Source organism: Stenotrophomonas sp. 28608_Sma (assembly GCF_056486185.1).
On sequence record NZ_CM151308.1, the window covers coordinates 4353480 to 4367369 of the forward strand.

Genomic DNA, 13890 nt, shown 5'->3' on the forward strand with positions numbered 1-13890 from the left:
TCCTTCGATCAGATCGGGTAAGCGGGCGCTTCGCCCTTGACGGTCAACCACTGCCACTGGGTGAACTCCTCGCCGTTGGCCGGGCCACCGATGCTGGTGCCGTTGCCGGACGCGCCGACGCCGCCGAAGGGGTTGATCACCTCGTCATTCACGGTCTGGTCGTTGATGTGCAGCAGACCGGTACGCAGGCGCTCGCCGATCTTCAGCGCGCGGCCGACGTTGCTGGACACGATCGCCATCGACAGCCCGTACTCGCTGTCGTTAGCCAGGCGCACGGCTTCGTCGTCATCGTCGAACGGCACCACCACCGCTACCGGCGCGAAGATTTCCTCGTTGAAGGCCGGATTGTCGGCCGCAACGTTGCCGAGCACGGTGGGTGCGAAGAACAGCTCCCGGTGCGTGCCGCCCGCTTCCAGCGTGGCACCGGCCTGCACCGCCTGCTCGACCACGCGTGCAGCATGGTCGCGCTGGCCAGCATTGATCAGCGGGCCGATCGCCACGTCCTCACGTGCCGGGTCGCCTACCTTCAGCGCGTTGGCCTTGGCCACCAGTTTCTGCAGGAACGTGTCGTGGATCTTCCGGTGCACCAGCACGCGGCCGGTCGCCATGCAGATCTGGCCCTGGTGCAGGTAGACGCCCCACGCGGTGTTGGCCACCGCCAGGTCCAGGTCCGCATCGTCCAGGATGATCAACGAATTCTTGCCACCCAACTCCAGCGAAACCTTTTTCAGGTGCTTGCCCGCCGCTTCGCCGACCTTGCGCCCGGCGGCGGTGGAACCGGTGAACTGGATCATCGCCACGTGCGGGTCGCTGGTCAGCGCGGCCCCGGCCGCGCCATCGCCGGGCAGCATGTGCAGCACGCCTGCCGGCAGGCCCGCCTGCTCGAACAGGCGTGCGATCACCGCGCCACCACACACTGCCGTACGCGGGTCCGGCTTGAGAACCACAGCGTTGCCCAGCGCGATCGCCGGGGCCACCGCACGCATCGCCAGATAGAGCGGGAAGTTGAACGGCGAGATGACCCCGACCACACCCAGCGGGCGGCGCCGCGACAGATTCAGCTTGCCCGGCTCGGAGGGCAGGATCTCACCCGTGCTGCGCGACGGCAGTGCGGCGGCCTCGTGCAGCGCCTTGATCGTCACCTTGGCCTCGAAGCCGGCCTTCAGGCGGGTCGAGCCGCTTTCGCGCACCAGCCACTCGACCAGGGTGTCGATGTTCTCTTCGGCCAGACGCGCGGCCTTGCGCAGCACGTCGGCACGCTGTTCGTAGGGCGCCGCCGCCCAAGCCTGCTGCGCCTGTGCCGCGGCAGCCGCCGAACGCGCGATCTGCGCCGGGTCGGCCAGGCCGATCTCGCCCAGCTCCCGGCCAGTGGCCGGTTCAATCACCGGGTGCCGTTGCGGGGCAGCCTGCCAGTGGCCATCAAAGAAGGCGCCGGCCCAGAGGGCGTCCGGCAGCCACGGGGAAGATGCAGTCATGGGTGTCCTCCTGTGTCGTGCATCCATTCCACGCCCGTCGCCCCGGACTGGCAATCGGCCATCCATCGGTAGCGCGCAACGGTTTGAATCTTCAGGAATTTCCAGCTTCGCCACTGTCCAGTTCCTGCACAGTGGACAGCGCAGCACCGGCACACTGCCTACAATGGCGGCCCCGCCAGCCCACGTGCCCGCCATGACCGATTCCCACCTGCCCACCGATGACCCGATCGCCGCCACCCGCCTGTGGCTGGAGCGCATCGTCATCGGCCTGAACCTGTGCCCGTTCGCCAAGGCGGTGTACGTGAAGGACCAGGTCCGCATCGTGCTCAGCGATGCGACCACGCCGGAAGCGCTGGTTGAACAGCTGGCCGAGGAGCTGGTGCTGCTGCGCGATACGCCGGCCGAGCAGATCGACACGACGCTGATCGTGCATCCGCAGGTGCTGACCGATTTCCTCGACTACAACGATTTCCTCGACAACGCCGATGCGGCGATCGAGGCACTGGACCTGCAGGGCATCCTGCAGGTGGCCAGCTTCCACCCGGACTACCAGTTCGATGGCGTGGCCGCGGACGACGCCAGCAACTACACCAACCGCGCACCCTTCCCCACCCTGCACCTGCTGCGCGAAGACAGCGTGGCACGCGCGGTGGATGTCTATCCGGACCCGGACGTGATCGTCGAGCGCAACATCCAGACCCTGGACCGCATCGGTGTGGACGGCTGGCATCGCCGCCTGCGCGGCGAAGACCTGACGTGAGCACGGTGCCGCCGATCGCCGCATGGCCGGCCGCGCCACTGTCGGGCAAGGTTGTGCTGGTCACCGGCGGTGCCAACGGCATCGGCCGTGGTATTGCCCAGGCCGTACTTGGTGCCGGTGGACGCGTGCTGATCGGCGACCTGGACGTGGAGGCCGGAGAAGCGTGTCTGGCGGAATGGCAGCGCGGCGAGGATGCCGCGTTCCAGCGCCTGGACATCACCGACGAAGCGAGCGTGCGCGACTTCATCGCCGTGGCCCTGCAGCGTTTCGGCCGTATCGACGGACTGGTGAACAACGCGGGCATCGCCGGTCCACACGGCACAGAGTTGCAGGATATGGACTGGGACGAGTGGCAGCGCCGGCTGTCGTCACTGCACGGTGCATTCCTGTGCAGCAAGCACACGTTGCCAGCACTGATCGCCAGCGCCGCCGGTGCGATCATCAACATCGCCTCCACCCGCGCCTGGCAATCCGAAGCACACAGCGAAGCCTACGCGGCAGCCAAGGGTGGGCTGGTGGCCTTCACCCATGCACTTGCGATCAGCGCCGGCCCGGCGGTGCGGGTGAACAGCATCAGCCCCGGCTGGATCGGCACCACTGCGTGGCAGGCACCCTCACGGCGCCACGCGCCGGAATACTCAGCCATCGACCATGCGCAACACCCGGTCGGCCGGGTCGGCCGCCCCGAAGACATCGGTGCACTGGCGGTGTACCTGCTGTCGTCGCTGTCCGTTTTCACCACCGGCCAGGACTTCATCGTGGACGGCGGCATGACCCGGAAGATGATCTACGCCGAATGACCCCAAGGCGCGACGCCCGGTAGAGGCCAACCTTGGTTGGCCTGGGCTTTTCGCCAACCAAGGCGTTACGCCATGTCCGAACATTCCGGTAGATCCACGCCATGCGTGGATAACGGTAACGTGCCAACCAAGGTTGGCACCTACCAAACACCTTACGCCATGCCCGAGTGGCGCAGCAGCGCGTCGATCTGAGGCGCGCGGCCGCGGAAGGCCTTGAAGTTCTCCGCCGCCGGGCGGCTGCCACCGCGCGACAGGATCTCTTCGCGGAAGCGCGCGCCGGTTTCAGCCAGCGCCTGCGGCGCCTCCTCGAACGCCGCATAGGCATCGGCGCTCAGCACCTCGGCCCACTTGTAGCTGTAGTAACCGGCTGCGTAGCCGCCGGCGAAGATGTGGCTGAACTGATGCGGGAAGCGGTTCCAGACCGGCGGGTGGTTCACCGCCACTTCCGCGCGCACACGATCGAGCAGTGCCAGAACGCTGTCCTGCGCCGGCTCGAACTGGCTGTGCAGCAGCATGTCGAACAGACCGAACTCCAGCTGGCGAACGGTGGCCATGCCGCTGTGGAAGTTGCGTGCAGCCAGCATGCGCTCGTACAGCGCGCGCGGCAGCGGCTCGCCACTGTCCACACGTGCGGTCATCGCCTGCAGGTGCTCCCATTCCCAGCAGAAGTTCTCCATGAACTGGCTGGGTAGCTCCACCGCGTCCCATTCCACGCCGTTGATGCCGGCCACACCCAGTTCGCCGATGCGGGTCAGCAGCTGATGCAGGCCGTGGCCCATTTCATGGAACAGGGTGGTCACTTCATTGTGGCTGAAGGTAGCCGGCTTGCCATTGGCACCTCGGCCGAAGTTGCACACCAGGTAGACCAGCGGCGTCTGCACGCTGCCGTCGGCACGCTCGCGGCGGTTACGGCAATCATCCATCCACGCGCCACCGCGCTTGCCTTCGCGCGCGTACAGGTCCAGGTAGAACTGGCCCACCAGCGCACCCTGCGCATCGACCAGGCGGAAGAAGCGCACATCCTCGTGCCACACCGGCGCGCTGTCCTCCTGCACGCGCAGGCCGTACAGCTGCTCGATTACCGAGAACAGGCCGCCCAGCACCTTCGGTTCGGTGAAGTACTGCTTCACTTCCTGTTCGGAATAGCTGTAACGCGCCTGCTTCAGGCGATCGGCAGCGAATGCCAGGTCCCAAGCCTGCAGGCTGTCGATACCGAGTTGCTCGCGTGCGAACTGTTCCAGTTCAGCACGGTCCTTGGCCGCGAACGGCTTGGCGCGCGAGGCCAGGTCACGCAGGAAACCGAGCACCTCGGCCGGGTCCTGCGCCATCTTGGTCGCCACCGAATAATCACCATACGAACCGAAGCCGAGCAGTGCGGCGAGTTCCGCGCGCAGGGCGAGGATGCGGTCGATGTTGCCGCTGTTGTCCAGCGTGTCATCGCCGAATTCGGACGCACGCTGTGCGCTGGCACGGTACAGGATCTCGCGCAGGTCGCGGTCCTCACCCCAGGTCTGCACCGGCAGGTAGCACGGCATCTGCAGGGTCAGTTTCCAGCCAGACTTGCCGTCCTTCTGTGCTGCGGCATGCGCGGCGGCCTTCACGTCTTCCGGCAGGCCCTTCAATCGCGCTTCGTCCTCGACGATCAGCGACCAGGCATCGGTAGCGTCAAGAACGTTCTGCGAGAACTTCGCCGACAGCGCCGACAGTTCTTCCTTGATCGCCGCGAAGCGCTGCTGCGCCTCCGGCGCCAGCTCGGCGCCGCCGAGGCGGAAGTCACGCAGCGTGTTGTCCAGCACCTTGCGCTGGGCCTCGTCGAAGCGCGCCGCCTCGGTGCTGGCGGCCAGGGTCTGGTACTGCCGGTACAACGCCAGGTTCTGGCTGAGCGCGCTGGCGAAGCGGGTCACCCGCGGCAGGTTGCTGTTGTAGGCCTCGCGCAGTTCCGGGGTGTTGACCACGCCCTGCAGGTGGCCGACCAGGCCCCAGGCGCGCCACAGGCGCTCGGTGGCATCATCCAGCGGGGCCACAAAGGTCTCCCAGCGCACCGGCTGCACCTGCTCGGCCGCGCTGACGGCGGCTTCGGCCTCGGCCAGCAGCACGTCCAGCGCCGGCGCCACGTGCTCGGGGCGGATGGCCTCGAAGCGCGGCAGGCCGGAAAAATCGAGCAGGGGGTTGGCAACGGTCACGGTAGATCTCCAGGGTACGGGCCCGGCGGGCGGGCAGCATGCAGGATATGGCGCTGGCAGGCGGGGCTGACAAGGGGGCACGGCCTGGCATTCACGTCGGCCTTACGGTCCCGCGCTGAAGCTCTGGCTGCGGGGGAGTCCGCAGCGGTACGCACCGAACGAGGCCCTACATGGAAGGTCTGGCTGCAGTTGCATCCGCCTCACCGGCCCGGTCACTGGCATTGTCCGCCAGCCCGGCCGAACTGACCTGGATCGCCGCATTGTGCGATGCCGGCGACGACGCCCCGCGTCACCTGCAGCAACTGCAGGCAGTGCTGCAGCAGGGCGGCATGCTCAACGATGCCCAGGAGTGGTACCCGTTCGAGGTGATCGAGCGCGGCGCCAGCCAACTGCGGCTGGGCCATGAGCGCGAGTTCGTGATCTGCCTGCTGCTGTGGCTGCAGGCGCTGGCCCAGGGCCGTGCCAGCATCCTGGACCCGAGCCTGCATCTGGATGATCGCGCGATGGACATCGAGGCCTTGCCCGATGCGCTGCGCGATGCAGTACTGGATGCGTTCACCGCGGCGGGGTACTGAATCTGTAGCGTCGAGCCATGCTCGACGGCTCTTTCCCGGAGTCGAGCATGGCTCGACTCTACAAGGGCTCTACAACGCTTCCAGGCTGCACCACGGCAGTTCCGGCAGCCCCTGCCCGGCCACCGCCGCTGCCAGCTGTGCATCGGCGCCGTCGACATCGATGCCCTGCCGCGCGTACCACGCCGGGTCGTAGTAGCTCTGCGCGTAGCGCTCGCCACTGTCGCACAGGATGCTGACAATGCTGCCCTGGTGGCCCGCCTCACGCATCCACTGCGCGGCCTGCAGCACGCCGATGAAGTTGGTGCCGGTGGAGCCACCCACGCGTCGACCGAGCTGGCGGCTGACATGGCGCATCGCGGCCAGGCTCAGTGCATCGGGCACCTTCACCATCGCATCGACGCTGGTCGGGATGAAACTCGGCTCCACCCGCGGCCGGCCGATGCCTTCCACGCGCGAACCGCCGCTGCAGGTCAGGCCGCGCCAGTCCTGCTGGCTGGCCACGGCAGCCTGATAGCCATCGAAGAACACCGACACTTCCGGGTCCGCGCAAAGGATGCGGGTGTCATGCCGGCGGTAGCTGACATAGCGGCCCAGCGTCGCTGCGGTACCGCCGGTACCGGGGCTGCACACGATCCATTCCGGAACCGGGCTGGGCTCCTCGGCCATCTGCTTGAAGATGGACTCGGCAATGTTGTTGTTGGCGCGCCAGTCGGTGGCACGCTCGGCATAGGTGAACTGGTCCATGAAGTGGCCACCGGTTTCGCGGGCCAGCTTCTCCGATTCACCGTTGAGTTCGCAGGCGCGCTCGACCAGGTGGCAGCGGCCCCCGTGGAACTCGATGGCCGCAATCTTCTCTGGGGAGGTCGTGGCCGGAATCACCGCAATGAACGGCGCCCCCAGCAGGCGCGCGAAATAGGCCTCGGACACTGCCGTCGACCCGCTGGAAGCCTCGATCACCGGCCGTCCTTCGCGCAGCCAGCCGTTGGTCAACGCATACAGGAACAGCGAGCGCGCCAGCCGGTGTTTCAGGCTGCCGGTGGGATGGCTCGATTCATCCTTCAGGTACACATCGATGCCCGCGAACCCGGGCAGCGCCAGCGGGATCAGGTGGGTATCGGCGGAACGGTTGAAATCGGCTTCGATCTTGCGGATGGCGGCAGCCACCCATTCACGCTGCGACATGGCGGGCAATGCTCAGAACGGAACGGTGCGATCCGCCCATTGTACGTCGCGGTGCCGTCAGGTGACGGCCGGTAGAATGGCCCCATCCGGCCAGCAACGGCCCTGTCTGAAGGACCTCCCCCATGACCATTCCCGCCCTGCGCGATGTCCCCGGCGTCGCCGCCCAGGCCCCGGCCGAAACCACCGGCTTCGTGTTCAACCACACCATGCTGCGGGTGAAGGACATCACCGCCTCGCTGGACTTCTACACCCGCGTGCTCGGCTACCAGCTGATCGACAAGCGCGACTTCCCGGACGCCCAGTTCAGCCTGTACTTCCTGGCCTACGTACCGGCCGGCGCGGTGGTGCCGGAAGACGACAGCCAGCGCCGCGTGTGGATGGCCGGCCTGCCGGGCGTGCTGGAACTGACCCATAACCACGGCACCGAAACCCAGGACGGCACGGTCTACCACGATGGCAACAGCGACCCGCGCGGCTTCGGCCACATCTGCGTGTCGGTGCCGGACATCGAAGCCGCCTGCCAGCGCTTCGAGGACCTGGGCGTGACCTTCCAGAAGCGCCTGACCGACGGCCGCATGAAGAACCTGGCCTTCATCAAGGACCCGGACGGCTACTGGGTCGAGATCATCTCCAACGTCTGACCCAAAAAGGGGACGGAGGGGATTAAGTCGTTTCTGGCACTATTGGCTGGAAGTGACTTAATCCCCTCCGTCCCCTTTTTTGCGAGGTTCGTATGGAAACGATGGAACTGCACCGCGGGCGCTTGATCGACCATCTGCAGCTGGTGGTGCGTGACCTGGCAGCCAGCCGCCGCTTCTACCAGGCGGTGTTCGACACCATCGGCGTGCCCCTGGGCGGCGAAGGGCCGGACTTCTTCTGGGCCGATGAGCTGTTCATTTCCAGCGCCAGCAGCGAGGCCGCCGCCGGCCAGCTGACCGGGCGCCACCATCTGGCCTTCCAGGCCCGCGACAGCGCCACCGTCGATGCCTTCCATACCGCCGCGATCGCCGCCGGAGGCAAGGACAACGGCGCACCCGGCGAGCGCCCCTACCATCCCGGCTACTACGGCGCCTTCGTGCTCGATCCGGATGGCAACAACATCGAAGTGGTCTATCACGGTCCGGCGAACTACAGTGCCGATTCGGTGAAGGTCACTTTCTGATATCACCGAAGCCGTGAACGAAGAAGCCGGGCAATGCCCGGCTTCTCTGCATCCAAGGGTCCAGCCCTCAGTGGGCGGCCATGTAGATGTCCTGCAGCACGGCCTTTTCCAGCTCCAGCTCGCCCAGCAGGTTCTTCACGATGTCGCCCAGGCTGAGGATGCCCACCAGCAGGGTGCCTTCGGTGACCATCAGATGACGGCGCCGCGAGTATGTCATCAGCGACATGGCCTGCTTCAGGGTCGCTTCCGGCGCAATGCCTTCCAGGCCGGTGGACGGCAGGCTGGAAATCACCCGGCGGCCGGCCTGCGGGCCGTCGTCGGCCAGGGTGCGCACGATGTCCTTCTCGGAAATGATGCCGACCGGGGCATCGTCCTTCATCACCACCAGCGCAGCGATCTTGTTCGCGCTCATCTTGTGGGCGGCGGCACCGATCGTGTCTTCGGCGTCGATGGTGATGACAGCTTCTTTCTTGGATTGCAGGAGTTCGCGGACGTTCATTCTTGTTTCCTGGTGCAGGTCACTGAAGTCAAAAAAGTGTGCTCTTCCGATACGCCCCCTCCCCGGGAACAGACCTTTCAGCGCACGTCTGGCGCACCCGGCTGCCGGTGGAAATGGATCGGCAGACGACGTGCTGCAACGCGAACGAGGTGGGTTCAACCGCTCAACCCGGCCCTCGGTCAAATCGATTCTACGACTGCGACCATCGGTCACTACCGGCATCGATAGGACAGTTCGTCGTAGGAACCAACTGACGATCCAGAGAATGGCACCGCGGCTGAAACCGCCGCTGAATACAGGCGATGCCGCGCATTAAAGATTGATTGCCTGCTGCCGACAGCGGACAGAACACCCGGTTGCTGTCCCACTTGTGGTCCGGCCGGCGGAGCATCTCGCCCCGCCGGCCACCTTCCCCTACTTCGAGCAACGACCGTTCTGGGCCATTTTCAGTTGCATCACCTGGCTGCGGCCTTCAGCTTCCGGCACCACCGTCAACTTGGCGCCGCCTACGAAAACGCCCATCTTGATCGACTGCTGGATGAAGTAGTTGCGACCGGCTTCGGTAAATAGCTTGATGTCGTTGGGCGAGAACTCCGACTCAGTGGAGATCACATGCTCCTTGTCACCCGTGACCTGGGTATAGAAGAACACCTTGTCGGCGGTTTCGCCCAAGCACTCTCCGTCGATCAGGACGTCTTTTTTCAGTGCCTTGCCGACGAAGCTGTTGCGGAACACATACACCCCGGACTTGCCGTCCTGCGGTGCCGGGAAGGTCTTCGCCGTATCAACCACGCTCTTCTCGGTCATAGGCACAGTCGCGCAACCGGACAGCGCACTGATTGCCATTGCCAACGCGACTCCATGCAGCTTTTTCATCTACAGCCCCTGTAATGCGCGCCATCGCGCGCGGAATGGACATGGCTACGCACACCCGTTGCGGGTGTGGACTGCCAGCAGTGAAATGGGTTCCCGGCATGGCCCGGCCGGGACATGCGGACGCCTCCGGGTTCGCCTGCTGCGCTCTGCATTGCATGGATCGCCGCACTGCAGCGTGGCACAGGCATCCTCCGTGATGCGCCGATTCGGGTGCAGAGAATGCCATGCCGGCATGAAAAAAGGGCGACCCGTCGGGCCGCCCTCGTCTGCGATGCCAGCGGATCTGCCCGGAGTTACTCCACCGTCACGCTCTTGGCCAGGTTGCGCGGCTTGTCCACGTCAGTGCCGCGCGCCAGCGCGGTGTGGTAGGCCAGCAGCTGCACCGGGATGGTGTGCACGATGGGGCTGAGCACGCCGGCATGGCGCGGCGTACGGATCACATGCACGCCTTCGGACTCGTTGAAGTTGCTGTCCTGGTCGGCGAACACGAACAGCTCGCCGCCGCGCGCGCGTACTTCCTGCATGTTCGACTTCACCTTCTCCAGCAGGCTGTCGTTGGGCGCGATCACCACTACCGGCATGTCCTCGTCCACCAGCGCCAGCGGGCCATGCTTCAGCTCGCCCGCCGGATAGGCCTCGGCGTGGATGTAGGAGATTTCCTTGAGCTTGAGCGCGCCTTCCAGCGCGATCGGGTAATGCAGGCCACGACCCAGGAACAGCGCGCTGCTCTTCCGGGCGAAACGCTCGGCCCAGGCGGCGATCTGCGGCTCCATGTTCAGCGCGTGCTGCACGCTGCCCGGCAGGAAGCGCAGCTGCTCCAGGTAGTCCGCCTCCTGCGCCGCGTCGATGCGGCCATGCAGCTTGCCCAGCACCACGGTCAGCTGGAACAGTGCGGCCAGCTGGGTGGTGAAGGCCTTGGTCGACGCCACGCCGATCTCGGCGCCGGCGCGGGTGTAGCAGACCAGCTCGCTGGCGCGCGGAATCGCGCTTTCCGGCACGTTGCAGATCGACAGCGTGTGCTTGTGGCCAAGCGACTTGGCGTACTTCAGCGCCTCCATCGTATCCAGCGTTTCGCCGGACTGGGAGATGGTGACGATCAGATGCTTCGGGTTCGCATAGGCGGCGCGGTAGCGGTACTCGCTGGCAATCTCCACGCTGCACGGCAGGCCGGCGATGGCTTCGATCCAGTAGCGCGCGGTCAGGCCGGCGTAATAGCTGGTGCCGCAGGCGATGATCTGCACGCCTTCGATGCCTGACAGCACGGCCTCGGCATTCTTGCCGAACAGTTCGGCCGGGAAACCACCGGCGTCGATCGCTGCCTCGATGGTGTCGCCCAGCGCGCGCGGCTGCTCGTGGATTTCCTTCTGCATGAAGTGGCGGTACGGGCCCAGCTCCAGCGATGCCAGCGATACGTCGGACAGGTGCACCTCGCGCTCGATCGGCTGGTCATGCTCATCGAAGATGCGCACGCCGTCGCGGCGGATTTCGGCGGTGTCGCCCTCTTCCAGGAAGATCACCTTGCGGGTGGCCGAGATCACCGCCGAAACGTCGGACGCCACGAAGTTCTCGCCCTCGCCCAGGCCGATCAGCAGCGGGCAGCCCATGCGCGCGCAGACGAAGCGTTCCGGCTCGGCGCGGCTGACCACGGCCAGTGCGTAGGCACCGGTCAGCTCCTTCACCGTATGCTGCAGCGCCACCAGCAGGTCGTCGCCGTCCTTCAGGTGGTGATGGATCAGGTGCGCGATGACTTCGGTGTCGGTCTGCGACTCGAAGGTGTAACCCAGGGCACGCAGCTTCTCGCGCTGCTCCTCGTGATTTTCGATGATGCCGTTGTGCACCAGCGCCACGCCGTGGCTGATGTGCGGATGCGCGTTGGCCTCGGTGACACCACCGTGGGTGGCCCAGCGGGTGTGGCCGATGCCCAGCACTGCATTGAAGCCCTCGGCCTCGGCCGCAGTGGCCATTTCCGACACACGGCCGGTACGACGCACGCGGCGCACATCCGGCCGTTCGGCATGGTCGATCACCGCGATGCCCGAGGAATCGTAACCACGGTACTCAAGGCGCTTCAGGCCTTCGATCAGCACCGGCACTACGTCGCGATCAGCGATCGCACCCACGATTCCACACATGTCACGCGTTTCCTTGAAGACGATCGCCGCATTCTAGCCTGCGGGCCCGCGCTCCCCCTCCTGTCCGCTTAATGAAAGTGTCCGGAAAGGTGTCCGCGGACACCCGGACACTTCAGGGCGACTCCCAACCCATTGACCCACAAGGAAATAAAGTTGGCACGCTACGTGCTTGGTACCCACTACCACCGTCAGGCACGCACCCGATGATCCGCGACACCTCCGCACAGGACCAGATCGTTTCCTCCGCCCCGGCCGGCACCACCCGCGCCAACTGGCAGCGTTACCGCTGGCCGGCACTGGGCGCCATCGCGCTGCTGGCCGGCATCGGCTGGGCCGTGTACGCCTGGTCCAACGCCAGCCGCTCCTACGACAGCAGCCGCGTGCGCATCGCCGAAGTGAAGCGCGGTGACCTGGTCCGCGACATCGCCGCCGACGGCCGCGTGATCGCCGCCAACAGCCCGATCCTGTACGCCATCTCGGCCGGTACCGTGGACCTGAAAGTCGTTGCCGGTGACGTGGTCAAGAAGGACCAGGAGCTGGCGGTCATCGACAGCCCGGAACTGCGCAGCAAGCTGGCCCAGGAGCAGGCCACCCTGGCCGGCCTGGAAGCCGAGGCCAGCCGCGCCGCGCTGGACGCCACCCTGGCCCGTGCCAAGTCGCGCAAGGAAACCGACCAGGCCACCATCGAGCGCCAGGCCGCCGACCGCGACCTGCAGCGCTACCAGCGCGGTTACGACGGCGGTGCAGTACCGCAGATCGATCTGGCCAAGGCCAAGGACTCGCTGAAGAAGGCCGACATCACGCTGGCCAATGCCACCACCGATGCACGCCTGCAGAGCCAGGGCGCTGACCTGGACGCCCGCAACAAGCGCCTGCTGGCCGACCGCCAGAAGGCGGTGGTGGCCGAGGTGCAGCGCCAGGTGGACGCGCTGACCCTGCGCGCGCCGTTCGACGGCCAGGTCGGCCAGGTGCAGGCCGTCCAGTCCACCAACCTGGCCGCCAATGCGCCCGTGCTGGGCGTGGTCGACCTGTCCAAGTTCGAGGTTGAGATCAAGGTACCGGAGAGCTTCGCCCGCGACCTGGCGATCGGCATGCCGGCGCAGCTGACCGGCGGCAACGGCAAGCCGTTCCCGGGCGAGATCAGTGCGGTGTCGCCGGAAGTGGTCAACGGCGAGGTCAACGCCCGCGTGCGCTTCGCCAGCGCGCAGCCGGAAGGCCTGCGCCAGAGCCAGCGGATGTCGGTGCGCGTGCTGCTCGACACCCGCAAGGACGTGCTGAAGGTCGAGCGCGGCCCGTTCGTCGAACAGGGCAACGGCATCGCCTACGTGATGGATGGCCGCACCGCAGTGCGGCGTCCGGTGGAACTGGGCGTCAGCAGCCTGGGCGAAGTGGAAATCAAGTCGGGTGTGCAGCCGGGCGACCGCATCGTGGTCTCTGGCAGCGACCTGTTCAAGGACGCCGAACGCGTCTCCGTCAACTGATACCTGATACCTGAATCCTGGAGAGAGGACACCCCATGTACATGCTCGAAATGCGTTCGGTCGCCAAGGTCTTCCGCACCGAACAGGTGGAAACCCACGCACTGCGCTCGCTGGAACTGCAGGTCAAGGAAGGTGAGTTCGTCGCCGTCACCGGCCCGTCAGGCTCCGGCAAGACCACCTTCCTCAACATCGCCGGCCTGCTGGAAACCTTCACCAGCGGCACCTACATGCTTGACGGCCAGGACGTGAGCACGCTGGGCGACGACGCCCGCAGCCGCCTGCGCAACCAGAAGATCGGCTTCATCTTCCAGGGCTTCAACCTGATCCCCGACCTGAACTTGTTCGACAACGTCGACGTGCCGCTGCGCTATCGGAAGATGAGCGCCAACGAGCGCCGCGAACGTATCGAGAAGGCGCTGAGCCAGGTCGGCCTCGGCTCGCGCATGAAGCATTATCCGAATGAACTGTCGGGTGGCCAGCAGCAGCGCGCGGCCATCGCGCGTGCGCTGGCCGGCAGCCCGCGCCTGCTGCTGGCCGACGAACCGACCGGCAACCTGGACACACAGATGGCCCGCGGCGTGATGGAACTGCTGGAGGAGATCAACGCTGCCGGCACCACCATCGTGATGGTCACCCACGATCCGGAACTGGCCGCGCGCGCGCAGCGCAACGTGCACATCGTCGATGGTCAGGTGACCGACCTGGTGCGCGAGCCGGTGCTGGCCACCCCGCCGCGCCACATCGTCGCCGTCAACGAGTGAGGGC

Annotated in this window: 13 protein-coding genes; 7 read left to right on the forward strand and 6 right to left on the reverse strand. The window is 66.1% G+C overall.

Features of this window, described 5'->3' with window-relative positions; all coding sequences use genetic code 11:
* Window positions 1-8: 8 nt before the first annotated feature.
* The gene (locus ACZLHH_RS20550) at window positions 9-1475 is read right to left on the reverse strand and encodes a benzaldehyde dehydrogenase (protein ID WP_180844693.1); all 1467 of its coding nucleotides are present in this window, start codon (window positions 1473-1475) and stop codon (window positions 9-11) included.
* A 193-nt stretch (window positions 1476-1668) separates the two neighbouring features.
* Here ACZLHH_RS20550 and ACZLHH_RS20555 point away from each other — a divergent pair, with 193 nt between their 5' ends.
* Together ACZLHH_RS20555 and ACZLHH_RS20560 are read left to right on the forward strand one after the other, a co-directional pair.
* Complete coding sequence (locus ACZLHH_RS20555; RefSeq protein WP_032129027.1) at window positions 1669-2235, forward strand: DUF1415 domain-containing protein; 567 nt, start codon at window positions 1669-1671, stop codon at window positions 2233-2235.
* On the forward strand, window positions 2232-3035 hold the full coding sequence (locus ACZLHH_RS20560) for an SDR family oxidoreductase (protein WP_180844694.1): 804 nt from the start codon (window positions 2232-2234) through the stop codon (window positions 3033-3035). Before ACZLHH_RS20555 ends, ACZLHH_RS20560 begins: the two co-directional genes overlap by 4 nt.
* Before the next feature lie 152 nt (window positions 3036-3187).
* Here the strand turns inward: ACZLHH_RS20560 and ACZLHH_RS20565 are convergent, their stop codons facing one another.
* Window positions 3188-5218, reverse strand: coding sequence for a M3 family metallopeptidase (locus tag ACZLHH_RS20565; protein ID WP_180844695.1), 2031 nt, complete (start codon window positions 5216-5218; stop codon window positions 3188-3190).
* Window positions 5219-5388: 170 nt separating this feature from the next.
* On the opposite strand from ACZLHH_RS20565, the gene ACZLHH_RS20570 reads away from it, so the two are divergent.
* On the forward strand, window positions 5389-5793 hold the full coding sequence (locus tag ACZLHH_RS20570; protein ID WP_180844696.1) for a hypothetical protein: 405 nt from the start codon (window positions 5389-5391) through the stop codon (window positions 5791-5793).
* A 69-nt stretch (window positions 5794-5862) separates the two neighbouring features.
* Here the strand turns inward: ACZLHH_RS20570 and ACZLHH_RS20575 are convergent, their stop codons facing one another.
* Complete coding sequence (locus ACZLHH_RS20575) at window positions 5863-6975, reverse strand: PLP-dependent cysteine synthase family protein (RefSeq protein ID WP_478478733.1); 1113 nt, start codon at window positions 6973-6975, stop codon at window positions 5863-5865.
* Window positions 6976-7097: 122 nt separating this feature from the next.
* Between ACZLHH_RS20575 and gloA the strand changes: the two genes are divergently transcribed.
* Entirely contained in the window at window positions 7098-7616 is a 519-nt protein-coding gene (gloA, locus tag ACZLHH_RS20580) for a lactoylglutathione lyase (protein ID WP_180844698.1), read from the forward strand.
* 92 nt (window positions 7617-7708) lie between these two features.
* On the forward strand, window positions 7709-8137 hold the full coding sequence (locus ACZLHH_RS20585) for a VOC family protein (protein ID WP_049399207.1): 429 nt from the start codon (window positions 7709-7711) through the stop codon (window positions 8135-8137).
* 67 nt (window positions 8138-8204) lie between these two features.
* Here the strand turns inward: ACZLHH_RS20585 and ACZLHH_RS20590 are convergent, their stop codons facing one another.
* The 3 genes from ACZLHH_RS20590 to glmS all read right to left on the reverse strand — a co-directional run bounded on the left by ACZLHH_RS20590 (window position 8205) and on the right by glmS (window position 11644).
* On the reverse strand, window positions 8205-8636 hold the full coding sequence (locus ACZLHH_RS20590; RefSeq protein WP_006394252.1) for a CBS domain-containing protein: 432 nt from the start codon (window positions 8634-8636) through the stop codon (window positions 8205-8207).
* 414 nt (window positions 8637-9050) lie between these two features.
* Complete coding sequence (locus ACZLHH_RS20595) at window positions 9051-9512, reverse strand: DUF2846 domain-containing protein (RefSeq protein WP_049399205.1); 462 nt, start codon at window positions 9510-9512, stop codon at window positions 9051-9053.
* A gap of 293 nt (window positions 9513-9805) precedes the next feature.
* Complete coding sequence (gene glmS / locus ACZLHH_RS20600; RefSeq protein ID WP_049399202.1) at window positions 9806-11644, reverse strand: glutamine--fructose-6-phosphate transaminase (isomerizing); 1839 nt, start codon at window positions 11642-11644, stop codon at window positions 9806-9808.
* 203 nt (window positions 11645-11847) lie between these two features.
* On the opposite strand from glmS, the gene ACZLHH_RS20605 reads away from it, so the two are divergent.
* Both ACZLHH_RS20605 and ACZLHH_RS20610 read left to right on the forward strand, forming a co-directional pair.
* Window positions 11848-13125, forward strand: coding sequence for an efflux RND transporter periplasmic adaptor subunit (locus ACZLHH_RS20605; RefSeq protein WP_049399200.1), 1278 nt, complete (start codon window positions 11848-11850; stop codon window positions 13123-13125).
* 35 nt (window positions 13126-13160) lie between these two features.
* Window positions 13161-13886, forward strand: a complete 726-nt coding sequence (locus ACZLHH_RS20610; protein ID WP_032129038.1) for an ABC transporter ATP-binding protein — start codon at window positions 13161-13163, stop codon at window positions 13884-13886.
* Window positions 13887-13890: the final 4 nt, after the last annotated feature.

Coding starts and splice junctions, on each gene's coding strand:
- gloA (WP_180844698.1), top strand. CDS start 7,098: ATGACCATTCCCGCCCTGCGCGATGTCCCCGGCGTCGCCGCCCAGGCC.
- ACZLHH_RS20605 (WP_049399200.1), top strand. CDS start 11,848: ATGATCCGCGACACCTCCGCACAGGACCAGATCGTTTCCTCCGCCCCG.
- ACZLHH_RS20555 (WP_032129027.1), top strand. CDS start 1,669: ATGACCGATTCCCACCTGCCCACCGATGACCCGATCGCCGCCACCCGC.
- ACZLHH_RS20585 (WP_049399207.1), top strand. CDS start 7,709: ATGGAAACGATGGAACTGCACCGCGGGCGCTTGATCGACCATCTGCAG.
- ACZLHH_RS20590 (WP_006394252.1), bottom strand. CDS start 8,636: ATGAACGTCCGCGAACTCCTGCAATCCAAGAAAGAAGCTGTCATCACC.
- ACZLHH_RS20575 (WP_478478733.1), bottom strand. CDS start 6,975: ATGTCGCAGCGTGAATGGGTGGCTGCCGCCATCCGCAAGATCGAAGCC.
- ACZLHH_RS20610 (WP_032129038.1), top strand. CDS start 13,161: ATGTACATGCTCGAAATGCGTTCGGTCGCCAAGGTCTTCCGCACCGAA.
- ACZLHH_RS20550 (WP_180844693.1), bottom strand. CDS start 1,475: ATGACTGCATCTTCCCCGTGGCTGCCGGACGCCCTCTGGGCCGGCGCC.
- ACZLHH_RS20595 (WP_049399205.1), bottom strand. CDS start 9,512: ATGAAAAAGCTGCATGGAGTCGCGTTGGCAATGGCAATCAGTGCGCTG.
- glmS (WP_049399202.1), bottom strand. CDS start 11,644: ATGTGTGGAATCGTGGGTGCGATCGCTGATCGCGACGTAGTGCCGGTG.
- ACZLHH_RS20570 (WP_180844696.1), top strand. CDS start 5,389: ATGGAAGGTCTGGCTGCAGTTGCATCCGCCTCACCGGCCCGGTCACTG.